Genomic DNA, 23194 nt, shown 5'->3' on the forward strand with positions numbered 1-23194 from the left:
AGTGGCTTTGGTTGGAATCATAACAACCGAGAAAATCGGATTATCGAAAGTTAGGTTAGGGAGAGAATTAACTTGAAAACCAAAATGTTAGATAAAGCGATACAGACATATAACCAACTTTCACACGCTTCGTTTGCTGACCCATTTTCCTTTATTGGTCCCTTTATCGACCCTAAGCAAGGCGCGCTACGTGTGTGGATGCCGGGGGCAGAAAGTGTCGCACTTATTATTGATGATGAGCGCATTGAACTTGAGCGTGAAGATGCTTCTGGCTTCATCTTAAAACAAGGTAAAGAGTTACATCTTACGCACTATTTGCTTGCGGTTAACTGGGGTGACTCCGAGCAGCTAGTCGATGACCCATACCAGTACCACACTATCTACGCTGAGTATGACGATCTGCATACACCAAAAGAGATGTACAAGCAGATGGGTGCTCAGTTCATGACCCTTGAACGCGGTGGTAAGCAGATTTCTGGCACACGCTTCTTAGTTTATGCGCCACACGCTACCGCCTGTAGTTTGGTCGGTGAGTTTAACCAGTGGGATGGCCGCCGCACGCCAATGCAGCGGCTTGATTATGGTATCTGGGGTATCTTCATCCCGAACTTGCCAGAAGGCACACAATACAAATTCGAATTGAAAGGGCCAAATGGCGAAGGTTTACCACACAAAGCGGACCCTTGGGGTGCTTACTCTGAGCAATATCCTTCTTTCTCTTCAGTGACTTACGATCACAGCCGTTACCAGTGGCAAGACACTAAATGGCAAACACGCCCAGTCACCGAGAAAGGTAAACAAGCGCTTTCTTTCTATGAGTTACACGCAGGCTCTTGGCGTCGTAATGAAAACGGTGATTTCCTTAGCTACCGTGAGTTGGCAGAGCAGTTGATCCCTTACCTTGTCGATATGGGCTACACGCATATTGAATTGATGCCAGTATCTGAGCACCCATTTTATGGTTCATGGGGCTATCAACCAGTTGGTCTGTTTGCGCCAACCAGCCGTTTTGGTTCGCCAGATGATTTTAAGTTCTTCGTCGATCAGTGTCACCAAGCAGGTCTTGGCGTTGTACTCGATTGGGTTCCCGCGCATTTCCCGTCGGACGACCACGGTCTAGCTAACTTCGATGGTACGCCATTGTTCCACGATCCAGATCCACGCCGTGGTTGGCACCAAGATTGGAACTCTTACATCTATGATTTAGGTCGTGAGCACGTTCGTCGTTTCTTGGTTTCAAACGCGCTGTATTGGTTCGAACAGTTCCACATTGATGGTATTCGAGTGGATGCGGTAGCTTCAATGCTGTACCTCGACTACTCACGTAGCCATGATCAGTGGATTCCTAATATCGATGGTGGTAACGAGAACTACGATGCAATTGCAACCCTGAAGTGGATGAACGAAGAGGTGTACAAACACTTCCCGAATGCGATGACCATTGCGGAAGAATCAACCGCTTTCCCTGGTGTTTCAGCGCCGACTTTTATGGGCGGTTTAGGCTTTGGCTTTAAGTGGAATATGGGCTGGATGCATGACTCATTGTCGTACATTCAAGAAGATCCTGTTCATCGTAAATACCATCACGACACCATTACCTTCCCGCTGGTTTATGCCCACAGTGAGAACTACGTATTGTCACTCTCCCATGATGAAGTGGTGTATGGCAAAGGCTCTATCCATAACAAGATGCCGGGCGATGAGTGGCAGCAAACGGCCAACTTACGTGCTTACTTAGGCTACATGTACGCGCAGCCGGGTAAAAAGCTTAACTTTATGGGCGCAGAGTTTGGTCAAACAGCTGAGTGGAATCATGACGATCAACTGCAGTGGTTCTTGCTTGATTTTGAACGCCACCAAGGTGTGCAATCGCTGACTCGTGACTTGAACAAGCTCTACAGCTCAGAAAAGGCAATGCATGAGTTAGATTGCGAACCGCGCGGTTTTGAATGGCGACTGCAAGATGCCGCTGAAGCATCGATTTTGGCCCATGAGCGATTGAGTGACACCGGTGAGCGTATTCTTGTGGTGACTAACTTCACTCCCGTTCCGCATGAAGAGTTCAGATTGGGTGTACCGCATAAAGGGACTTACCAGTTGCTGCTTAATACTGATGATACCAAGTACCATGGTAGTGATTTTGATGCGCTTGACTCTGTGATGACCGAAGACGTGACAAGCGAAGGCTTAGAGCAGTCAATTCAATTAAGAGTGCCGCCATTATCGACGATTTTCTATAAGTTAAATTGAATGTGATGGTCTAAGTAATTAGTCCAGTAAAATGAACCGCCCCCAATAGTGAGTTACCGACTATTGGGGGCTTTTTTATGTTCGTCATGTATGGAGTAACCGAAACAGGAAACACTGAACTTATTATTTGTCGTCGGCTCTCTTAGTATCACAGTCGCTACATATCTGAATATTTTGTGACAAACATCAAATTAATGACTCTGTTTGATAACTGAACAATCAGTTACTACCTTTGTATTAACTGTCGATTAATTTAGGGGGCAGTTTTGAAAAAGTTAAAAGTTGTGTTTCTAGTTCAGGTAATTGTTGCTCTGACTATTGTGTTACTACTTTCGGCATTCATTAAGTATCAGAGCTTCAAAGATAACCTGCTAGTTGAGTTACAGAATTCGGTAGAGAATACAACTCAGCGGATGATGATTAGCCTTCCTAAAGCGGTATGGGACTTTGATCTAGATTCTGCCAAGGTCTCAATGTCTGCGGAGCTGAACTTACCAGAAATTTCCGCTATTCAGTTGATCGACAATGAAGGTAAGGATTTGTTGTTCTTAACTCAGAAAATGTCGGGTGAGGAGCGGGAAACCGTTGCAGTGGAGAACAAATCTCTGTTTTTGGCTGAAAATGGAATGACTGAGAACCTTACATTTGTTGAGTATGGTGAAGAAAACTCTGTCGGAAAAGTCACAGTGTATTTTGATACGCATGCGTTAGATGCCAAGCTCGCAAACTCATTAAAGACGAATATCATCGAGCTGATCGTGCTCGACATAATTTTATCGGTTGTGATTGTCTTAGCCTTGTCTATGACCGTTATTCGCCCTATTTCAGACCTTACCGAGGTGATTAAGGATCTCGCCTCTGGTGATGGTGATCTTACCAATAAGCTAGCTCCTGCCAAATATCGAGAATTTGCCGACATTACTGAAGGGGTCAATAGCTTTACAGAATCACTTCGGGTGATTGTGCAAGATGTGAATCAATCCTCGAATACCCTTAAGGACAAGGCGCAGGCTAATGGGGTGACAGCGAAAACAAATGCTGAAAAATTGGAGATGCAAAAGCATCAGCTCACTACGGTTGCAGCTGCGGCTACCGAGTTGAATCAATCGGTTTCTACCGTTGCAGATACGGCTTCAGAGACTGCTCAGCAAGCTCATACCGCGACCTCTTTAGCTTCGAATGTTAATGATGCAATTGAAAGCTCTGCAAACGATATTATTAACATGCGCGAAGAGATGAGTCATGTTAATGCGGAAATGCATATCTTGATCGATGAAGGGGAAAAAATCACTACGGTTCTGAATGTTATTAATGACATTTCAGAGCAGACTAATCTTTTAGCACTCAATGCTGCTATCGAAGCTGCAAGGGCTGGGGAGCAAGGACGAGGCTTTGCTGTCGTGGCTGATGAGGTGCGAAACTTGGCGGTGAAAACCAGTGAATCGACGGAACAAATTCAAAAGAATATTACAGCATTAGATGCAGCAACCAAATCGGTCGAAGATGAGCTCACTCGAATTGCGACATTACTTGAGAAGACGGCTTCACGAGTGAGTGAATCACAAGACTCAGTGAGTGAAGTGCAAAGCCTGATCACCATTATTTCAGATAGAAGTGGGCAAATTTCTCAAGCGACAGATGAACAACGTATGGCGGTAGAGGAAATCAGCCGAGCTATTGTTGAAGCGTCGGAGGCAACCAATGATGTCTCTTCAGGCGCGACGAAGAATGCACAAAGGACAGAAGAAGTATTGAGCTTAAGTCAAAGTATTGCCGACCATATGACTAAGTTCCGTACCTAAATATAAACAGAGGACATGTTATGAGAAATCTCATTTTATTAGTGGTTAGCACATTCATTTCTTTTGCTGTTAATTCAGCGGTTATAACGGCTGCGCAAGACCCTTGGGCCCCATTTGTTCAAAAGGATAAAGCGAATCCAGGAGTCTCGGTAGAGATCATCACTGAAGCGTTTAAGTCGCAGGGGCATAGCGTCGATTTTAAAATTATGCCTTGGACACGAGCGCTCAATGAAGTCAAAAGTGGCAAGGTGGATGTATTAGTTGCTACCTGGTTTACCAATGAGCGTACTTCATTCTTAAAATACAGTGATCCTTACTTAGAGAACTCACTTAAGTTTATTATGCGTAAGGGGGAAGGGTTTGAGTATAACGGCTTAGACAGCTTGTCAGGCAAGACCGTAGGGATCATTCGTAATTATGGCTATGGTGATGAGTTTTTATCCGCGACTAACTTTAAAAAACCTGAAGCCAACGACCTGATAGCCAATGCGAAAAAGCTAACAGCAAAACGCGTTGATTTGACTCTAGAAGATGAACTTGTGGCGAAGTCCACTTTATCTGCTGCGGGTATGAATTTAGACGACTTTGATTTCACTAACAATGCTCTGTCGGTAAACCCATTGCATGTAACGTCGGGGTTAGCGAACCCTAATCATGCCGAGTATATTGAAGCCTTCAATAAAGGGTTAGTAGAAATTAAGGCCAATGGCACTTTCGATAAAATACTGGCGAAATACGGAATCAAATAGAGCAACAAGCTCTAGCAGTAAAGCGTTTCTAGCGGATGGTTGGGCAAACCTAGCGAGCGAGTTGACGGCTGTTTGCCTGACCCCTTTCGTTACTGAGACGACTCTCTGATATTAGGATGACTAAATTGCTGATACTGAGGAAGCTGCTGACGCAAGTTTTCAAAGGTATTGTGCGCACTTTCTTTGGTTAGATTATTGATGAGCCAATCGGGAAGAATCCCGCCAGGATTGGCGAAAGCGGTATATTCAATTAACGTGGTGCCATTGGTGAGTTTTTGCAGCGTCCATGTGGCATCAACGTTACGAATCCGAATATAGCCATCTTGCTCTGGCAAAGCAGACTCAGGGGCATCCTTAATCTTTAGGATAAAGCCCAAATCATCAATGGTGTATTTTGAGTAGGTCACCATATCTCGGTCTAGGGCAGGCCATGGCGCAGAAAATTGGGTATACACGATGTTCTCGTTAGCAGAAAGCTGAGTTAATACACGACTATGACTGACATTATCAATCCAATTTGGGACATTTTCGCTGTCTTCAAGCAAGGTCAGAAAAGCGCCATAGCTGGTGGGGGTGAACATCTGTGCTCGCACTTCGACAAGTCCATCACTGTGCTCACGAGAATAGATTGAAATACCGTCGTTATTTCCTTCAAATTTCCAGCCAGTAAAGGCCTCCGCCCAAATGGGCAATGAAACAAACAATCCAATCAGTAACGCACTTTTCCCTAAGTTCGTCATCTTTGTTCCTATCTCCAAATCATCCTTATCTCTAGCATATACAAATTGATGATTAAAAACAGTCAGTGGCTGACTCGGCCACGTAAAGATTTCGTTTGAGATTTGATGTTCTTACCTTTTAGGCGACGTTCCTTAGAGGCGCGCGTCGGCTTCGTTTCACGGCGCTTTTTCTGTACCACCATTGCTGCTTGGATCATCTCCGCAAGACGGTTGAGGGCATCTTCTTTGTTTTGCTCTTGAGTACGGAACTGCTGGGCTTTAATGGTAATAACGCCCTCTTTTGAGATGCGCGAGTCTTTCAGCGCCAAGATACGTTCTTTGTAGATAGCAGGCAGTGTAGAGTGCTTTACATCGAACTGTAAGTGGATCGCTGAAGAGACCTTATTGACGTTTTGTCCGCCGGCCCCTTGAGCTCGAATTGCTGTGAGTTGGATCTCCCACGCTTGCAGGGTAACGGTATTTGAAATCTTCAGCATTGTAGTAACTCTTGTCTATCTTAGCGCTATTGTAAACGATTTAGCTTTTCTGCGTGGGCTGAAATGCTTGGAAGTAGAAATTGAGTGGCCTTTGCATCATTTCAAGGCTTAACTCACCGCCGGGCTGACAGTTCAGTGCTAATGCAAAACCGTGCAGGTAATCTGCGAGCAAATCAATGGCATCTTTCTTGGTTTCACTTGGTAATGAAAGCGGTTCAGCAATCTGGTCAAAGCGTTCAATGAAGACTTCTGCGGGCCCGCTTGCTTCCATCTTCAACAGCGTTTCAAGTAATCCCGGATATTGATGAAGCAGCGAGACATAACTAAAGCACAGCTGGCTGAGTTCTTGCTGCCAATGCCCGTTATCTTGCGGCTGATAAATCTCTTCAACCAAGGAAACAACTATTGCTTCTTGTAGCGCATTTTTATTGGCAAAGTAATGATAAATTGCCATGGCATCAACTTCTAGCGCGGCGGCAAGGGCACGCACACTTGGCATTTTGCCCAATTCAAGCATCATACTTTTGGCTTGGGTTAAGATCGCCTCTGCGCTGAGTTGTACTTGGCTGCCTTTTGGTCGACCGCGACGCTTTTCCTTGACAGACATAGTTGTTCCTCTTTAATCTAATAATACAAATTCTACAGTGTAGAATTAAATTGTAACCCAGATTTGTTTTTTATCCAAACACTCAATGTGAGGAGTTCCTAATGGCGAATATCGTATTTATCGCAACCAGTTTAGATGGCTACATTGCTGACAAAAATGGTGGTTTAGATTGGCTACAGTCGGTGCCAAATCCAGACAATATTGATATGGGCTTTGCGGCATTAATGGCGCGAGTCGATGCCTTAGTGATGGGGCGCAATACCTTAGATGTGGTACTCAGCTTTGGCGTTGAATGGCCATATTCAAAGCCCGTATTTGTGCTAAGTAATACCCTGACTCAAGTACCAGATGGCTATGAAGATAAAGTCTTTTTGGTTAAAGGTGAACTCAAAGAGATCGTACAAAATCTTAATGAGCAGGGTTATAACGATCTTTACATTGATGGTGGTAAGACGATTCAGAGCTTCTTAAAAGAAGGTTTAATCGATGAAATGTCTATTACCACTATGCCTGTATTGCTGGGTGGTGGTTCACCGTTGTTTGGTGAGCTAGATATGATGCAATCTTTCAAATTAGTTGAAAGCCAAATTCATTTAGATGCGATTGTGCAAACCACTTACCATCGCACAAGCGACTAAATTGAATCAGCATTGAGACCCGAAACGAAAATTAGGTTTTAACTGCGCAAGAATGCTCCGTGTGAACTAGCTTTCTATTATCACTAAATGTGGCAATAAAGGAGGCTAGGTGATGCAGACGAATCCAGTAGGTTGGTTTGAAATTTACGTCGAGGATATGGACCGCGCGAAAGGTTTCTATCAAACGGTGTTTAACACCACGTTAGAGAAGATTGGTGGCGAAGCGATGATGGATATCGATATGTGGGGCTTTCCATCATCCATGGAGCAATACGGCGCGGCAGGAGCGTTATCAAAAATGGAGGGGGTCACACCTGGTGGCAATAGCACGCTAGTTTACTTCTCATGCCAAGACTGCGAAGTGGAGCAAGGGCGAGTAGAAGGTGCGGGCGGTAAAGTTGTACACCCTAAATTCTCTATCGGCGAGCACGGCTTTATTTCAATGGTCGCTGATACCGAAGGCAATATGATTGGCCTTCATTCGATGGCCTAATTTCCAATAATCCCTCAATATTTCAATTAGTCTGTCGGTTCTTTTTCTGTAGTAGGATAAGAGTCGGCAGATTGTTTTGTACATCTACTTTTAATCCATCCCGAATACCTAGGTTACTAGGTGAGTCACTTGTTCTTAGAGATCCCCAACTCGGTCGTACCTTCCTCTCGGGGATGACGATGATCTAGTGTAGGGTCTTTTCATTTTCAGTCATTCCATAGAGAGACGAAGGAGCGAGTAGGGAATCTCGTGAAAGGTACACTGATTATAATCTGCGCGTTACCTAATGCTGCACTATGCCGTGCTGATTCGACTTCTGACAAATATGCGGAATATAAAGCTGAAGGTAAGACTCAGTTAAACGCAGAGCTTCGTTGGCGAGTTCAGGGGTGATGCAGCCATGTTCACGGTAAGACAATGAATATATCTTGTCGGCAACTTGCAGTGAAATAGCGAATACATTGACGGGTTGAGTAAGCTGAGGAACATCGAAGAATTGACGATAGATAGCTTCGACTTCTTTGCCCAATATTAAGTCATGTTTGGTGTCAGCGTGGCCAAGTTCAGTAAAAGTGTGGCGACCTAAAATCAGTTTTCTCGCGATTGGATTATTGTTGTAGTAATCCACGTAAGCGGTTTCGATCATACGGTTGATATCAGTCCAATGCGTGACTTTGTCGGCATCGATACATTGACCAAGTAGTGAGTCGAAATCGGTAAACACATCGTCCAATAAGCTATGGAATAGATTCTCGATGTTTGGATAGTGGTGATAAACGGTCGAGGTTGCCATACCGCATTCCTTTGCCACATCGTACATAGAGATGTCTGTCGCTTCACGCCTTTCCATTAATTGAGCAACGGCGTTATGGATTTTTTTAAGTTTCTCTTTTGTCGTTACTTTTCGCATAAAACTGTCGTCACTTATTGTCAAAGCAGATTAAAAAATAAAGGGTTGATGCTCAAAAATCAATCTTATCAATATGAAGTTTGACGTCATTAACCCTTTGTTTAGAACGTATGAATATCAAGGCAAAAACCGAGCTTGATCAAAACTACACTTGGATATGTGTGCCTGATTTCCCTTCTATGATTTTGAGTGCGCAGGAAAGATCGCCGATATGACCATGTTGCCTAGTATTTTCCACAAATTGGCAGCATGCATCGACTTTTGGCCCCATCGAACCGGCAGGGAAGTTATATCCCTTCATCTCTTTAACCGTCACTCTTTCCAGCTTTTGTTCTTGTGGTGTGCCCCAATCCAAACACACATGAGTGCCATCCGTTAGGATCAGTAAGTGCTCTGCGCCAATTTCTTCGGCAATCAGTGCGGCTGTCATATCTTTATCAATCACAGCTTCAAAACCGACATAGGCGCCGTCTTTTTCGATAACTGGTGCGCCGCCACCGCCGCCACAAATAATAAGATGCTCTTTCTCAAGTAAGTCTTTAATTGCTTTGATTTCTAACACTTCTCTAGGCGCAGGAGATGGAACAACGCGGCGCCAATGTACGCCGTCTGGTTTTACTATCCAATTATTGGCTTCTGCCAGCTGTTTAGCTTGATCTTCAGTATAAACAGGGCCAATAAACTTGCTTGGATCTGCGATGGCAGGGTCGTTCTCATCGACAACGATGCGAGTCAGAATTGTGGTGGTAAAGCGATCTTCGATTGCAGCATTTAATCCCTGTTGAATCAGGTAGCCGATCATACCTTGGGTTTCAGCGCCTAATACATCAAATGGATACGGCGGGCACTCTTTATACGCATCATTTTGTAGAGAAAGTAGGCCGACTTGAGGGCCATTACCGTGAACGATAACCAAGCGGTAATCTTTACTTAGGGCAGCCAATGAACTTGCTGTTTGCTCAATACTCTTTTGCTGGTTTTCACAGCTCATTACTTCTCCGCGCTGCAGCAATGCATTGCCACCGACCGCAACAACAATAATAGGCTTCAACATATCTTAATCTCCAAATAATGATTGGCTCAAAGCCAAGTAAGATGGAAATACTCTATTGAAATATCAGTGAGCTATTGGCGATAAAAATCACAGTTCGATTTCTATTCAAAAGTGGGTCTATTTAGTTGCCTCCTCATCACAGAAAGTGAAAATAATCACAAATTCAAGCGGATATGTGATCTTGTTTTCAACTTAATGTGCTCAATAAATAAACAGTGCTTTTGTTGATGAAAATCAATCATTCAGCGTTTGGCTGTTTTTTATCCAGTTTTTGTCGACTTTATTTCATTTGTAATCTGTGTTCATTCACTCAAAACCGATATTCAATTTTCATCCCAGTTCACCTCATCACTTTGCCGTTTAATAAGTTCCGAATTAGATATTAAGGAGCTAAGCGATGAGCAATGAAACGCAAGGAAAAATGGGGGTCACTGGAATAGCACTCTTTACACTGTGTGCTGTGTTAGTCGTCGACACATTAACCGCGTCAGCAAGTATTGGCGTTAGCGCCATCGGCTGGTGGGTGTTAATGCTGGTCTTCTTTGTTATTCCCTATGGATTAATCACTTCAGAGTTAAGTACCACCTACCCAGGAGAAGGGGGCATTTACGATTGGGTAAAGCAAGCCTTTAACTTTAAGTGGGCAGTAAGAACCACTTGGTTTTATTGGATTAACGTCGGTCTGTGGATGCCAGCGGTCTACATCATGTTTGCGGGTATGTTCGCAGAGCTGTTTATGCCTGGTCTGTCTTTATGGGGGCAGATTGCCATTTGTATCTTGCTAACTTGGTTAACGGTATGGATTTGTAATGTGTCAGCTGATATTGGCGTGTGGGTAACGAACATCGGCGCGGTACTAAAAATCATCGTAATCAGCACACTAGGTGTGGGCGGATTTATCTACGCGATGAAAAATGGCGTTGCCAATGAGTTCACTTTGCCCGCGATGATGCCGTCATTAGATTCAGCGGTCTCTTTTTTACCAGCCATTGTCTTTAATCTAATGGGTTTCGAGCTTGTCGCGACGATGACCAAAGAGATGAAAGACGTCCGTGACATGCCTAAGGCTGTTTTCCTTTCCATCGGTATCACCGCTTTCCTATACATCTTCGGTACTGTTGGAATTTTGATGGCCTTACCCGTTGAAAGTATCGGCCTTGTTGCTGGCTTGATCGACACCTTTAAAACCTTGTTTGGTGAAGGACCGTTCGGTACGGCAATGGTTTACGTCTTTGGTACGTTCGCTCTACTCACGCTGATCGGCAACATGGTGAGCTGGACGATGGGGGCAAGCCGTGCGGCAGCAGAAGCGGCTCAAGAAGGTGAACTCCCTGCTCCAGTGGCAAAAGTATCCGAGAAAGGTTCTCCAGTTGGCGCGAACAACATTACAGGCATAGTTTCAACGGTTGTCATTTTGTCGTACGCGTTGTTTGCTCAAGGTAATGATGATCTGTTCTGGTCTATCTTCGCTTTCTCAAGCTGCATTTTCTTACTTCCTTATCTGTTCATGTTCCCAGCGTATCTGAAGCTGCGTGTGGTTGATGGCAAACGTGAGCGCCCATTCAAAGTACCGGGTGGTATGGCTGTTCAGTGGCTGATATCGATTGTGTGCTTTTTCGTGATTTTCCAAGCGGTGATTCTATTTATCTTCCCAGAGGCGCTCGATCTCACGGTGGCAGATTGGGGATACACAGGGCCAGTTTTGATTGGGGTTATCGCGACAGTCTTGATTGGTGAATGGATTTTGTTGGGGGCTCTCAAGCGTAAAAAAGCACAAAGCGAACAAGAGAGTCGCGCTGACAACACTTCAGAAAATAAACAAGCTCAAGCTTAAGTTGGAGGATAGAGCAATGAAAAAAGTAATTGATACCACACCAAAACATGATGGTTTCAGAATGCCGGGTGAGCATGAGCCACACAATGAAATTTGGATGGCCTGGCCGGAGCGTACGGATAACTGGCGTGATGGTGCAAAGCCAGCGCAGAAAGTTTTCTCAGATGTTGCTAAGCAGATTAGCAAAACCACACCAGTAACGATGCTCGCGAGCTCAGCTCAGTACGACAACGCAGTGTCTCGTTTACCCGAAGATATTCGAGTTCTTGAAGTATCAACCGATGACTCATGGATGCGTGATATTGGAGCGACTTATGTCGTGGATGACAATGGTGAGCGTCGCGGTGTTGATTGGGAGTTTAACGCTTGGGGGGGCTTCGTCGATGGCTTGTATTCACCTTGGAACAGAGACAATCAAGTCGCACAAAAGATGTGTGAAACCATCCGAGACTCAAGATATCGAGCGCCAATCGTATTGGAAGGAGGCTCAATCCATGTTGATGGCGAAGGCACGCTTTATACAACGGAAGAGTGTCTGCTGCATGAAAGCCGCAATCCAGACTTAAGCAAGCAAGAGCTGACAGAAGTGCTGTGTGAACACCTCAATGTCGAGAAGGTGGTCTGGCTACCTCGTGGCCTTTATAACGATGAAACCAATGGTCATGTAGACAACATCTTACATGTGGTAAAGCCGGGCGAAGTGGTACTGACTTGGTGTGATGATGAAAACGACCCTCAGTATGACATCAGTCGAGAAGCGTATGACTACATCACGAGCCAAACCGATGCTAAAGGGCGAGAAATCAAAGTACATAAGCTGCCAATGCCAGGTCCTTTGTATATGTCTGCTGACGAAGCGGCAGGGATTGATATTGCTGAAGGGATGGAGCGTGAAGCGGGTGAGCGGTTAGCCGCATCGTACGCCAACTACCTGATTACAAACAAACAAATTGTGTTGCCACTGCTCGATAAACGCTATGACGACGATGTAATTGAAATCCTAGAAGAGATCTATCCGGGCTATGAAGTGAATGGCATTCCAGCGCGAGAGATCTTACTCGGTGGCGGCAATATTCACTGCATTACTCAACAAGTACCAAGAATCTAACTTGAGGCCATCGCCTCAAACATAAAAACAGAAAAATTTAAATCCAACCAAAACGAAATCATCACGAGATCGACTCAAACGAAAACGTGAAACGACGAAAAATAGGAACATATTATGAAATTACCTTCTTCTAGCGCGACTGAACTAAGCAAAGCAAACCTTGAGCATATGGTGTCAATGAAAGACTTCTCTGTTGAAGAGATGGATAACATGATGGAGCTAATGACTTACCTAAAACAGGCACGTAAAGACAACGCGATTCCACAACTGTTTAAAGGTAAGTCAGTGGGTATGATTTTCGAAGCTGGCTCTACACGAACTCGGGTGTCGTTTGAAGTAGCCGCAACTTTACTGGGTGGTCACGCGCTGTTCCTTTCTCCGAAAGACATTCACCTAGGTGGCAAAGAGTCGATTGATGATACCTCTCGCGTTATATCGCGTATGTGTGACGTCATCATGGCTCGTACCAATAGCCCTGAAACCTTGGACGGTCTGCTAAACATGTCGACAGTGCCTGTCATCAATGGCCTTGATACACGCTTCCACCCAACCCAGATGCTGGCTGACCTTTATACCATCAGAGAGCACATTACTGACGGACGTAAGCTGTCTGACTTAACACTGGCCTTTATGGGGGATGCTACGGATGTGTGCCGTTCCTTAATGCTGACTTGTGCCAAATATGGCATGGGCTTTAAGCAAATTGGTCCTAAGAAGTATCAAATGGAGCAAGAATGGATTGATATGGCGCTCAACTTCTGTGAAGAGTCTGGCGGTACGATTGAAATTACCGATGACGTGGAACGTATCAGTGACTGTGATGTGGTTTACGGCGACAGCTTCTACTGGGTTACTCAAATGGACGAGAAAGAAGAACGCTTGGCGGCATTTATGCCGGACTACGTCATCACTGAAGAGCTGATGGCGAAAGCTCGACCTGGCGCGATGCTTCTTCATTGCTTGCCTGCAAACGACAAAGAAGAAGTGACTCGTGGTGCGCTAGAGAGTGAATACTCCGTAGCATTCGATGAGGCTGAAAACCGTCTAACGGCTCAAATGGCTATCTTGGTTTACTTCACGCATAAGGACTCGGTTATCCCTACGCAAGAAACCATCAAGCATCATGAAGAGAAGATCAATAGTTTCTTAAGCACCTTATAGAGGAAGCTTTGGATGGAGTTTTCTCACCATCAATGGGAGTCCTAATACAAATGGATAGTTTTGTACCGAACAGAGAAGGCCCTTCGCCAAGGGTGTAAATTGAAGTTAATAAGCCCCGAACCTAGTGTTGGGGCTTTTGTGTTCTTGGGGACTTCTGCTTGCCGTCATTCCATAGAGTGACGAAGGAGCGAGTAGGGAATCTCAACAAGGGAGCCTTGAGTTTAATCTGATTACCACTGGATCTTTAAAGCCAAGAAACTTACAATTGAACGGCGTTTTATTAATTCATAAGTAATCAATATGATGAGAAGTAGAATCATATTTATGGTTAGCCTTCTATTCCTAGCCGCTTGTTCTGCAAGCAATGAAGTTCAGCAGAATGAGAAGAGGTTGAGCAACGAAGATAAGGCGTCAACAGGTGTAGAAATTCAGCCTAACTTAACGGCAGATTCAGAGCCATTATCTGACGATGATTCCAAGATGCTCCTTAGTGCAAATGATGACGAAAATACAAACACTCAGACAGAACATCAACTCATTGAAACTGAACAAGTAATAGAGAATCAAAATAAGGATATTCACAACAAATCGGCTAGTGAAAAAAGCCATTACTTGCTTAACAATGAACCGACCAAGCAAGTGATTAAGTCGATAGAGAGCGTTACCGACACATTGAATATGATTACTTTTGGCATTTTCGCTACCGATCACTGGTGATTGGTCCTGAGTGAGCAGCACATACAAAAAAGCCCTGAACCAAGTTCAGGGCTTTTGCATTACATATGGCGTTTATTTATACCAAAGTCACCGCAGTTTGATTACCCATTGCAATCAACTTATCGAGAATACGTTCGCCGTCAGCGCGTAGGCCGTTGTGCTCATATTCGTTGGTTATCCATGCTTTTGAGTTTGGAATTTTTGCCAGTGTTTCGCGGCTGATGTCCATTTCCACAAACATATCATCGGCGTAGACGGCGCAGCTAACAGGCACTTTATTTTGTGCCAGTACACTGTCGTCATACAGTGGTGTCCAATCTTCTTTTGCTGCTAGTAATTCAGCGGCCTCTTTAAGCGGCTTTAAGCATTGGTATTGGTCAAACATCCACGGGAAGACCATTTCGCCAGTAAACAAGAATGGCTTACTAGGGTCATAGTTGAATGCTAGGTTGTCTTGACGGACGCGGTGCGCACTCCAGTTAGAAGCGAAGCCTTGGCAGTAAATCGACTCATGCAAAATCGCGTAGATAGGATTGGTCTGAAAGCTTTGCTCCATCAACATGTTATTGAGGAACTCATAGTTCAGTTGAGACTTACCGTTCACATCAATCAAGGCATTTTCAAGTGCGTAGTAGGTCGGCAAGAACGTATCACTCATGCCGAAATTGATGCCAATTTGTTGGAACTGTTCTACTGTGAAACGCTGACCGTTTGGTAGCAACTCTTCATTTTCAATCAGATGATCGGCAATCTGCTTACATAGCTGCTGCGCTTTTGGAAATTGCTGAAAGAACGCTTGGTTCTTTTGTAGCGTGCGTTTAAACGTCGCTTGGTACACATCATCTGCATGGCGAGTCGTTGAAGGTACACCGCCGGTAATGAAGCTGCGCGCCAGACTTTTAGGAAACAGAGAAAGATAGGTCAGCGAGCAAAAGCCGCCAAAGCTTTGGCCTAAAATAGACCACTGCTCAACGCCAAACTGCTTACGAATTTCTTCGGCGTCACGCACGATGTTATCCGCGCGGAAATGGCTTAAATAGTCAGCTTGTTGCTCGGCAGTTAGGTGAGCCAGTGTTTGGTGGTTGATGACACTGCTGTTACCCGTACCACGTTGGTCGAGTAGTAACACACGGTAATCTTGCAGGGCACGTTTCACCCAGCCACTGTGGCCGTTTTGGCGCGGTGACGGAAAGCCTGGTCCACCTTGAAAGTAGACCAACCAAGGCTTGTTGCTGTCACCATCGGCAACCAGTGATAGCTCGCGGGCAAACACTTTGATGGTATTGGCATCTTTGTTTGCATAGTCCAGCGGCAACTGGAAAGTGTGCGGGGTGTATTTAACTCCCGCATCAATAAATTCTTGAGCGTTCATTATTATGTTTTAACTTCCATGACTATTAGACGGCTTATCTTAACCTGATGACATACCGAGACCAACGTAAGTTTTATGATGTGCGGGCTTAGTTCAACGGCGGCGAAAGTAGAGTGACGGGCATCAAATTTAGGCATATCCTAAACAGGCTAGGTCAATAGACCTCAAAGAGACTAACTAAAAGAATGAAACTATGAACTACTTTGAATCGCCATTTGCTGGCAAACCCCTAGTTGAACAAATAACCAACCCCAATATTATCGTTGGGCGCCACAGTTACTACTCTGGCTATTATCATGGACATAGCTTTGATGACTGCGCTCGCTACTTGACTCCGGACAGAGACGACGTTGATAAACTCATCATTGGTAATTTCTGTTCCATCGGATCTGGCGCGGTATTTATGATGGCTGGCAACCAAGGCCACCGCTCTGATTGGGTAACCACGTTCCCATTTTTCTATCAAAATAATGAACATTTTGTAGGCGCAGAAGATGGCTTTCAGCGCTCAGGTGATACTGTGATTGGTAACGATGTCTGGATAGGTTCAGAGGCGATGATCATGGCCGGTGTGACCATCGGTGATGGGGCGATCATTGCGAGCAGAGCGGTGGTGACCAAAGATGTCCAACCATATGAAGTCGTCGGATCGAACCCAGCGAAGCACATTAAGTTTCGCTTCTCTCCTGAGCAGATCGACAAGTTGATTGAAATGCAGTGGTGGCATTGGTCAGATGAACAACTGGCTGGAGCAATGAAGCTGCTGAGCAGTGCTGACATCGATGGTCTTTACGACTACTGGCAACAGAAGATTCGATAACTAGCACGTACTATTGATGAGACAAGGCGAGGGATTGAATCTCCTCGCCTTTATTTTGTCTTATTTAGTAGATATTAATGTCGCTCATGAGTATACGACCGATTATTCACTGCACACGATGACCGCGCCTTTTTCTACTTCTTTGATCGTGTTTGGGCGATAAGTAGTGGGAACGGAGATAGCTATTGGCGATCCTGTTTCATGTGAAAGTCCCACTTGGCTGCCGTATTTCTGATATTTGGTTTGAAAAGCCATCATCTCATCTGAACGAAACGGTGTTAAGGTTCCTAGCGTGAGCCCTCTATCTTTACAAATCTGTTCGGCTTCAGAAGGAGAGTAAGTATTTACCTCATTCACGAAAACGTTATTGTCATTTTTATTCCACTGTTTCAATAGATAGATGTACTGCCCACTTTCACTGACGAATCCTCCTGAGCCTGAATAATTGAGCACAAGATTGGTTTGCTGCTTGGTATCGGCTTCGCTACCACCGATGAAGATAATCGACGCAGGGATATTGTTTTGGTTTGCTTGTTGTGGCTTATCAAAAATAAAGGCTAATTTTGATGGAGCAGATTTGGCGTTGACCTCACTTATGCTTTGAGCTGAGATGTTTGCGATATCGTTGAACAGATACGTATGGTCATAGCCAGGATTGATCTGTGGAAAAATTTCGCTGGCGTTGTTTTGATCATCAACCACGTAGCTATGTTTCAATTCAGGCAATGAGGTGGTGAGTAAGATGAACTTATCAATACCTTTGTTTGATGAACCTGATGAGCTCTTATCCAAAAACGAAATCTCTAATTTAAATTGCTCACCAAGATCTTTGAGCTCGTATCGACTTGCGAGCGTTGGTGTCGATGCTTCTACTGCACCATCTTCATAAAACTGCTCCCAATAACGATTTACAAATGTGCCCGTATCAGATGGATAGCCATAAGTCATGCCGCCAGAGTGACCAAAACCGTGGTTATGCATCTTCTCGTGCAGGTAGGTTGTTTTAGGTGATGTTGCGCCTTCAGTAAACAACCTATAGTCACGTACGCTTAGCCATCCATCGCCAATGGTCGCCACTCCGTTGGCTTCTCGGGTCAGCATCGTGTATGTCGCACTTGGCTTATTCGCAATCAGGCTGACGTGCTTCAATGTTTGTGGTGAGCTGTCATTACCTTTGAATTTGGCAAAGTCAGTAGAGCTACTCTCTATTGAACGAGTTAAGGGTAATTGCGTTTCTACTTCACACCAATGATCTTGATGTCGAACCATGCGCGTTTTTGAGTTCATGTAGTTTTGAATGAAACCGATAAATCGATGGTTATAGTCATAGTTATTCATTAACTGCTTAAAGCCGCGCAATTCTTTTTCATATTGATAGACGTTTTCTTCTGTTGGTTGCGCGTACTTATCATCGTTGGGTTTGACATCCGCATAAGATCGCACATGGGCTTTAAACAAAGGCTGCTCTTCGACAAAGTAAGCAGAGATGATTGGTTCATCAAACCATGTAGGCAAGTCGAAACGCACACTTTGAAATGGAGGAATTACTGCATCAATTCGAAAGTGCTGTTGATTTATGGTGACCAATGGATTGTTCAGATAGCGCGGTGTTGCATTTAACAAATCAAAGCTTGTCGAATCGTTATGTCGAACTTTTACATCATCAATGTCATAGCCTGCAAACACGGAGCGAGCTAGAGGAGATAGAGCATCCTTTTTCAGCTTAATCGCAAAGTTTTTAGGTATCACGGTAAACGTTTTGTTGCTGGCGATTGTCGAAGTGAAAGAGTTAGCGCTAACTGAAATGCTGACTTCGCCTTTTTCAATTCCGGTAACAACTATCCCGCCTTTAGATGAAGTGATCTCTGCGATACCACTTTGATCAACTTCCCACTCTAGAGTTGAGTTGTCCGTAACATTAACTTGAGAACCATCGGACATTGTCGCGATGACTTGCAGTATGTGAGGGACACCGGCAGTTATTGCTGTGGATGCTGACTCCAAAGAAAGTTCTTTTATGATAGGGGGAGTGATGACCAACGTCATACTGCTTTGATGTTCCGTTGAGTTGAGCTTGGTACGTGCGCGAATTGAGGTTTTGCCAATCGTCTGCCCAACGACGACGTTGTTTTTGCCATTATCAAGGTAAGCTAGTTGAGTGTCGTCAACGAAAAACGTTACCTCTGGGGAGCCGGGGATGTCGTCAATACGTCCATCTGAGAAGACCGCGTTTACCTTTAAGGCATGTCTGACGCCCAACGGTAATGAAAGCTTTTTTTCACTAAACGTTATCTCTGTGACAGTCGTTTTGGGCTCTTCATTTCGTTCTTGGTCGAAATCGCAGCCTGTTAACGATAACAGGCAAAAGAGAGTTGAGAAAACAGTCCTAATTTGCATTTCATTGAACCTGAATTTTGGGAAAAAAATTGAAGGTAGAAAGAGGAACATTTAACCAGTACCTTCAGAGTTAACGGTGAACGAACGATGATATTTCGATACCTTAATCGCTAACTGATATGTTTGTTATTTGTCTTTTTTTTCAACCGAATTTTTTCAAAAAATGCCCAAAGCAACAAGTCAGTTTATTCTGGATATAGTAGGAAATACGGTGTAGTAGCTTGATGATCCATTCGCTTACTAGTACGTATTATTGGTGAGACAAGGCGAGGGATTGAGCAACCTCGCCTTTGCTTTGAATGCGGTGTTGGATAAGGTGGATTGATTGATGATAAATGGAGCAAAAAATGCCAATGGAACTGCCTGCTAATGCTGATATTCACCCTTATCTTCCCCAATCCTATTTTGCGGATAGCCATTCAATTGAGCTTTCATATCGAGGGGAATCGGCATTAGAAATTTACTTCGAGATGGTCAGTCGCACACCGAAATGGGTGAACTTTTTAATGGATTTACGCAATCGTATTGTGTCTAAGCTTGGTTTAAAGCATTTAGGTCGGATGGCGGATCTCGATCAAAACAAACCCGTTGAGGATTACAAAGTGGGCGATCAGGTCGGTATTTTCTCGATTGTTAGTTTACGTCATAATGAAGTCGTGGTGGAAGATTGCGATAAGCACCTCAATGTACGCTTGTCATTCCTGTTAGTACCTAATGGCAATCAAGTGACGTTACATGCCACTACAGTGGTGCATGTTAAAAATACCTTTGGCAAGGTGTATATGTTCTTTGTTGCGCCAGTACATAAAGTGATCGTGCCGAAATCATTAAATAGCTTAATTGCTCGTTGATATTTCCTTATTCAATTTTTTCGAACGACTAGCTCTAATCCCTCCGCTCATGTTGCTAAATCAAAGCGCTAAACTGAGGTCATTCAGTCAAGAGTGACATCAAGGAGCTTTGTTATGAGCAACGTGAGAACAATTAATCAAATCATCCGAGCGCATGCGACCTCTGATGGTGACGGCGTGAAAATCCAACGAGTAGCGGGTTTCAATAATGCTCAATTCTCACCATTTTTGATGGTCGATGAGCTTAAGTCCGATCAGCGTTCAGATTATGTAGGAGGCTTTCCTCCACATCCTCATCGCGGCATTGAAACGCTGACTTATATGATGAAAGGTCACTTCCAACATAAAGACCATATGGGCAATGTCGGCGAGCTTCGTTCTGGTGGGGCGCAGTGGATGGCTGCAGGGCGAGGTGTGATTCATAGTGAAATGCCAATTATGGAAGAGGGCGAATTGCACGGCTTTCAGATTTGGATTAATCAGCCAGCGCGCGACAAAATGAAGCCAGCACAATACTTTGACTTCCAGCCGGAGACGATCACCGAGCATTCCACTGAGCAACATGGTTTGCTGCGAGTGCTAGCGGGTTCGATCATTGCCGATGGTCAAGTACTGCATGGGCCTCTCGATAAAACCGGTGTTGAGCTTAGCGTGACTGACTGGCGAGCGAATCAAGGCCAAATGACGAGCCTAGAACTTCCGGAGCAATTTAACGTTATGGTTTATGCTTATAAAGGGGAGTTGGTTATTGGTGAGCAGCGTATAAAGCAAGGCGAATTAGTGCTGCTAAGCAAAGGTGAACGGTTGGCATTAGAGGCACAAGAAAATAGTGGCGCACTGGTCTTTTCTGGGCAACCGATCGATGAACCAGTGGTTCACTATGGACCATTTGTAATGAACAGCATGCAAGAGATAGAGCAAGCTATTCAAGATTACAATTCAGGTGTGTTCGAAACGTATTAATGCTTTCGGAAGACACAGAGAAGAAGTTTGGAACTCAATTTGAGCTCTACTGCGAAAAAATAAACAATCCACTGCCTGTTTATTTTTGATTGGCCACTCGATGTTCGAGTGGCTTTTTTTATTTATTTTTTAGTAAGACCTTCTCAGACTCAACTTCAAGAATTACAGAATTTCTCACCACCGATTCCACAAATCTGATACTTACGACTTTATTAATAAAATGTAGTGATGTTTTATGTAATTTGTTAAGCGCACTGAAGTGCAAACCAGTGCGCTTTATTCAGTCGTAGAGAATATCCTTGTGAATCAGAACGCTAGCCAAGAACCAAATGTGCGTAGCACTCAACCAATCGGAAAGAATAGTCCCCGTAGCAAGTTCAAGTGGCGCGGTATTGAAGTTCGCCTTGGATTAGCACTTGCGATGCTCTCGATGACGACCTTGTTTTTGGCGTTGTACAGCTCGACCACCTACGACAAGTTAGAACTGGCGTTAGTCGATCTAAAAGAAAAAGAGATACCCGCATTAGAACAGGCGGCGCGCCTTAATGATATGGTGCGCCTAGTGATTACCGACGCCTCCCAGCTGGTTGCCGCAGATTCTAACCTAGAGCGTCGTCATGCGATGGAGCGCATCGAAGAGAGCATCAATGGTATGAATCTGGTTCTGGCCCACTTTCCTGAATACCATGCCTATTTTAAAGATTTGATCATGCAGGTGAGTAACAGCTTAAGTTTGCTCTACCAAAGTGGCGAAGAATCCCGACAATTAAATAAAGAGCTGCGCAACTTATTGGAAGGCTTTTATCCTCTGTTGCAACAAGTCAGTGAAGAACTCGATAACCTGCCAGAGAGCCAAAAATCTCGCCTTCAGTATAGCCAGCTTAAAGCACTGCTTTTCTACCAGTTAGGTTTGGTCGAAAAGCTGTACAACGATGGTAGCTTTAATGAGTTGGATTACACCACTTATCGATTGGAGCAACTTGGCCAAGAATGGTTTAGTTTGTGGTTGGCAAGTGGGCTTGCTGAGTCGCTACCTGCGTTGGATGAAAAGTTATCGGTTATCTACACTTTAGCGTCTCGTTCTAGTCGATTAGTTCAGCTCAAAAATCAGGCGTTGGAGCACTATTACCAACAAGAGTTTTTGCTGGAGAACAGCCGCAAATACTTGCATCAACTGTCGGTTCAAATTGAGCGTAATACCTCCAACGTTAACCTTGAAATCGACTCCTCCATTGCTCAAGTTCAAAAGTCTCTTGCCTCGAATCGCACTTTCTCGTTGGTGTTATCGGTATTCAGCCTATTTGCCGCAGCAGGCGTGGCTTGGTTCTATGTGCGCAAAAATATCTTGGAGCGATTGCTCAATTTAAGAGACGACATGTTCGCGATTTCAACCGGGCACTTAGACACCCAAATAGAGCTCAAAGGGCATGACGAAGTCACTCAAATGGCAAAGTCTCTACAGGTGTTCCAAGCGACCGCCAAAGTGGTGAAAAAGACCAATCAAAAACTCGAAGCAGAGGTCGAAGAGCGTCGCATGGCTGAAGAGCGGTTAAGAGTGACACAAGACGAACTGGTGCAAGCGGGTAAGTTGGCTGCCTTAGGTCAGTTAAGCGTGGGAATTACTCATGAGATCAATCAACCGCTCACCGCGATCAGCAGTCATACTCGCAGCGCACAGAAATGGCTAGAGCAAGATCGCGCCGACAAAGCGACGCAGAATTTACTTAAGATTGAAACTTTATTGGGCAAGGTGGCGGCGTTGACTCATCATCTTAAAGCCTTTTCGCGCAAGAGTGATGGCAAGATTTCTTCGGTTGCCGTAATGCCCGTTGTGAATGATGCAATCGAGCTGTTTGCCAACAAACAGATCCCGATCGTCCTAGATTGTACTCTGTCATCAAAGGCAAGCGTACGCGCGAACCCAATACGTTTAGAACAAGTGTTGGTGAATCTCATCAGCAACGCCATTGATGCCGTAGAGCAGTGCTCTGAGCCATTAATCGTTGTATGTGTAGAGTGTGCGGATAACGAAGTGACAATCGCAGTGAAAGATAATGGCAAAGGGATTATAGCTGAAGATATCCCCCATATATTTGACCCGTTTTACACCCAGAAAGAGGTGGGTAAGGGCCTAGGTTTAGGCCTCTCCATCGCATTTAACATCATCAAGGATTTTGGTGGTTCGATTCGAGTTAACTCTCAGCTCAATATCGGCAGTGAGTTTGTTGTACATCTAGAACAAGGCAGATAAC

The 23194-nt window shown here is 44.5% G+C and carries 20 protein-coding genes; 13 read left to right on the top strand and 7 right to left on the bottom strand.

What is annotated here, in order from left to right; translation table 11 throughout:
* Positions 1–72 precede the first annotated feature (72 nt).
* The 3 genes from glgB (at position 73) to VIA_RS10260 (ending at position 4801) form a co-directional block, all read left to right on the top strand.
* Complete coding sequence (gene glgB / locus VIA_RS10250) at positions 73–2250, top strand: 1,4-alpha-glucan branching protein GlgB (RefSeq protein ID WP_004412918.1); 2178 nt, start codon at positions 73–75, stop codon at positions 2248–2250.
* A gap of 266 nt (positions 2251–2516) precedes the next feature.
* Entirely contained in the window at positions 2517–4052 is a 1536-nt protein-coding gene (locus VIA_RS10255; RefSeq protein WP_004416481.1) for a methyl-accepting chemotaxis protein, read from the top strand.
* Positions 4053–4072: 20 nt separating this feature from the next.
* On the top strand, positions 4073–4801 hold the full coding sequence (locus VIA_RS10260) for a transporter substrate-binding domain-containing protein (RefSeq protein WP_004412920.1): 729 nt from the start codon (positions 4073–4075) through the stop codon (positions 4799–4801).
* Between the two features lie 89 nt (positions 4802–4890).
* Here the strand turns inward: VIA_RS10260 and VIA_RS10265 are convergent, their stop codons facing one another.
* The 3 genes from VIA_RS10265 to VIA_RS10275 all read right to left on the bottom strand — a co-directional run bounded on the left by VIA_RS10265 (position 4891) and on the right by VIA_RS10275 (position 6624).
* Positions 4891–5541, bottom strand: a complete 651-nt coding sequence (locus VIA_RS10265; protein ID WP_004412921.1) for an START domain-containing protein — start codon at positions 5539–5541, stop codon at positions 4891–4893.
* 62 nt (positions 5542–5603) lie between these two features.
* The gene (gene arfB / locus VIA_RS10270; protein WP_004412922.1) at positions 5604–6017 is read right to left on the bottom strand and encodes an alternative ribosome rescue aminoacyl-tRNA hydrolase ArfB; all 414 of its coding nucleotides are present in this window, start codon (positions 6015–6017) and stop codon (positions 5604–5606) included.
* A gap of 40 nt (positions 6018–6057) precedes the next feature.
* Complete coding sequence (locus VIA_RS10275) at positions 6058–6624, bottom strand: TetR/AcrR family transcriptional regulator (protein WP_004412923.1); 567 nt, start codon at positions 6622–6624, stop codon at positions 6058–6060.
* 101 nt (positions 6625–6725) lie between these two features.
* On the opposite strand from VIA_RS10275, the gene VIA_RS10280 reads away from it, so the two are divergent.
* The gene (locus tag VIA_RS10280) at positions 6726–7262 is read left to right on the top strand and encodes a dihydrofolate reductase family protein (RefSeq protein WP_004416480.1); all 537 of its coding nucleotides are present in this window, start codon (positions 6726–6728) and stop codon (positions 7260–7262) included.
* Positions 7263–7374: 112 nt separating this feature from the next.
* Positions 7375–7755: a VOC family protein gene (locus VIA_RS10285; protein WP_004412925.1), complete on the top strand. Its 381-nt coding sequence runs from the start codon at positions 7375–7377 to the stop codon at positions 7753–7755.
* Between the two features lie 283 nt (positions 7756–8038).
* Here the strand turns inward: VIA_RS10285 and VIA_RS10290 are convergent, their stop codons facing one another.
* A complete protein-coding gene (locus VIA_RS10290) occupies positions 8039–8665 on the bottom strand; it encodes a TetR/AcrR family transcriptional regulator (RefSeq protein ID WP_004412926.1) in 627 nt (208 codons plus the stop codon).
* A 145-nt stretch (positions 8666–8810) separates the two neighbouring features.
* Positions 8811–9719: a carbamate kinase gene (gene arcC / locus VIA_RS10295; protein WP_004412927.1), complete on the bottom strand. Its 909-nt coding sequence runs from the start codon at positions 9717–9719 to the stop codon at positions 8811–8813.
* Positions 9720–10116: 397 nt separating this feature from the next.
* On the opposite strand from arcC, the gene VIA_RS10300 reads away from it, so the two are divergent.
* The 4 genes from VIA_RS10300 (at position 10117) to VIA_RS10315 (ending at position 14539) form a co-directional block, all read left to right on the top strand.
* Positions 10117–11553: an APC family permease gene (locus VIA_RS10300; RefSeq protein WP_004412928.1), complete on the top strand. Its 1437-nt coding sequence runs from the start codon at positions 10117–10119 to the stop codon at positions 11551–11553.
* A 16-nt stretch (positions 11554–11569) separates the two neighbouring features.
* Positions 11570–12661, top strand: a complete 1092-nt coding sequence (gene aguA, locus VIA_RS10305; RefSeq protein ID WP_004412929.1) for an agmatine deiminase — start codon at positions 11570–11572, stop codon at positions 12659–12661.
* Between the two features lie 114 nt (positions 12662–12775).
* Positions 12776–13822, top strand: coding sequence for an ornithine carbamoyltransferase (argF, locus tag VIA_RS10310; protein ID WP_004412930.1), 1047 nt, complete (start codon positions 12776–12778; stop codon positions 13820–13822).
* Between the two features lie 324 nt (positions 13823–14146).
* Entirely contained in the window at positions 14147–14539 is a 393-nt protein-coding gene (locus tag VIA_RS10315) for a hypothetical protein (protein ID WP_004412931.1), read from the top strand.
* 76 nt (positions 14540–14615) lie between these two features.
* Here VIA_RS10315 and VIA_RS10320 read toward each other — a convergent pair whose 3' ends face one another.
* Positions 14616–15911 (bottom strand): alpha/beta fold hydrolase, encoded by a 1296-nt coding sequence (locus VIA_RS10320; RefSeq protein ID WP_004412932.1) that lies wholly within the window; start codon positions 15909–15911, stop codon positions 14616–14618.
* A gap of 193 nt (positions 15912–16104) precedes the next feature.
* Here VIA_RS10320 and catB point away from each other — a divergent pair, with 193 nt between their 5' ends.
* Complete coding sequence (catB, locus tag VIA_RS10325) at positions 16105–16731, top strand: type B chloramphenicol O-acetyltransferase (protein WP_004412933.1); 627 nt, start codon at positions 16105–16107, stop codon at positions 16729–16731.
* A gap of 102 nt (positions 16732–16833) precedes the next feature.
* Here the strand turns inward: catB and VIA_RS10330 are convergent, their stop codons facing one another.
* Positions 16834–19128, bottom strand: a complete 2295-nt coding sequence (locus VIA_RS10330; RefSeq protein ID WP_235801277.1) for a hypothetical protein — start codon at positions 19126–19128, stop codon at positions 16834–16836.
* Between the two features lie 353 nt (positions 19129–19481).
* On the opposite strand from VIA_RS10330, the gene VIA_RS10335 reads away from it, so the two are divergent.
* The 3 genes from VIA_RS10335 (at position 19482) to VIA_RS10345 (ending at position 23193) form a co-directional block, all read left to right on the top strand.
* Positions 19482–19979: a DUF2867 domain-containing protein gene (locus VIA_RS10335; protein WP_038210913.1), complete on the top strand. Its 498-nt coding sequence runs from the start codon at positions 19482–19484 to the stop codon at positions 19977–19979.
* A 114-nt stretch (positions 19980–20093) separates the two neighbouring features.
* Positions 20094–20942, top strand: coding sequence for a pirin family protein (locus tag VIA_RS10340; RefSeq protein WP_004412936.1), 849 nt, complete (start codon positions 20094–20096; stop codon positions 20940–20942).
* A 421-nt stretch (positions 20943–21363) separates the two neighbouring features.
* On the top strand, positions 21364–23193 hold the full coding sequence (locus VIA_RS10345) for an ATP-binding protein (protein ID WP_004412937.1): 1830 nt from the start codon (positions 21364–21366) through the stop codon (positions 23191–23193).
* Position 23194 lies beyond the last annotated feature (1 nt).

It is taken from the genome of Vibrio orientalis CIP 102891 = ATCC 33934 (genome assembly GCF_000176235.1).
In the GTDB taxonomy this organism is placed as follows: Bacteria; Pseudomonadota; Gammaproteobacteria; order Enterobacterales; family Vibrionaceae; genus Vibrio; species Vibrio orientalis.

Excerpts from the sequence above, each read along its gene's own strand:
- VIA_RS10260 (WP_004412920.1), top strand. The coding sequence starts at position 4,073 with ATGAGAAATCTCATTTTATTAGTGGTTAGCACATTCATTTCTTTTGCT.
- VIA_RS10265 (WP_004412921.1), bottom strand. The coding sequence starts at position 5,541 with ATGACGAACTTAGGGAAAAGTGCGTTACTGATTGGATTGTTTGTTTCA.
- arfB (WP_004412922.1), bottom strand. The coding sequence starts at position 6,017 with ATGCTGAAGATTTCAAATACCGTTACCCTGCAAGCGTGGGAGATCCAA.
- VIA_RS10275 (WP_004412923.1), bottom strand. The coding sequence starts at position 6,624 with ATGTCTGTCAAGGAAAAGCGTCGCGGTCGACCAAAAGGCAGCCAAGTA.
- VIA_RS10280 (WP_004416480.1), top strand. The coding sequence starts at position 6,726 with ATGGCGAATATCGTATTTATCGCAACCAGTTTAGATGGCTACATTGCT.
- VIA_RS10285 (WP_004412925.1), top strand. The coding sequence starts at position 7,375 with ATGCAGACGAATCCAGTAGGTTGGTTTGAAATTTACGTCGAGGATATG.
- VIA_RS10290 (WP_004412926.1), bottom strand. The coding sequence starts at position 8,665 with ATGCGAAAAGTAACGACAAAAGAGAAACTTAAAAAAATCCATAACGCC.
- arcC (WP_004412927.1), bottom strand. The coding sequence starts at position 9,719 with ATGTTGAAGCCTATTATTGTTGTTGCGGTCGGTGGCAATGCATTGCTG.
- VIA_RS10300 (WP_004412928.1), top strand. The coding sequence starts at position 10,117 with ATGAGCAATGAAACGCAAGGAAAAATGGGGGTCACTGGAATAGCACTC.
- aguA (WP_004412929.1), top strand. The coding sequence starts at position 11,570 with ATGAAAAAAGTAATTGATACCACACCAAAACATGATGGTTTCAGAATG.
- argF (WP_004412930.1), top strand. The coding sequence starts at position 12,776 with ATGAAATTACCTTCTTCTAGCGCGACTGAACTAAGCAAAGCAAACCTT.
- VIA_RS10315 (WP_004412931.1), top strand. The coding sequence starts at position 14,147 with ATGGTTAGCCTTCTATTCCTAGCCGCTTGTTCTGCAAGCAATGAAGTT.
- VIA_RS10320 (WP_004412932.1), bottom strand. The coding sequence starts at position 15,911 with ATGAACGCTCAAGAATTTATTGATGCGGGAGTTAAATACACCCCGCAC.
- catB (WP_004412933.1), top strand. The coding sequence starts at position 16,105 with ATGAACTACTTTGAATCGCCATTTGCTGGCAAACCCCTAGTTGAACAA.
- VIA_RS10330 (WP_235801277.1), bottom strand. The coding sequence starts at position 19,128 with ATGCAAATTAGGACTGTTTTCTCAACTCTCTTTTGCCTGTTATCGTTA.
- VIA_RS10335 (WP_038210913.1), top strand. The coding sequence starts at position 19,482 with ATGGAACTGCCTGCTAATGCTGATATTCACCCTTATCTTCCCCAATCC.
- VIA_RS10340 (WP_004412936.1), top strand. The coding sequence starts at position 20,094 with ATGAGCAACGTGAGAACAATTAATCAAATCATCCGAGCGCATGCGACC.
- VIA_RS10345 (WP_004412937.1), top strand. The coding sequence starts at position 21,364 with ATGCTCTCGATGACGACCTTGTTTTTGGCGTTGTACAGCTCGACCACC.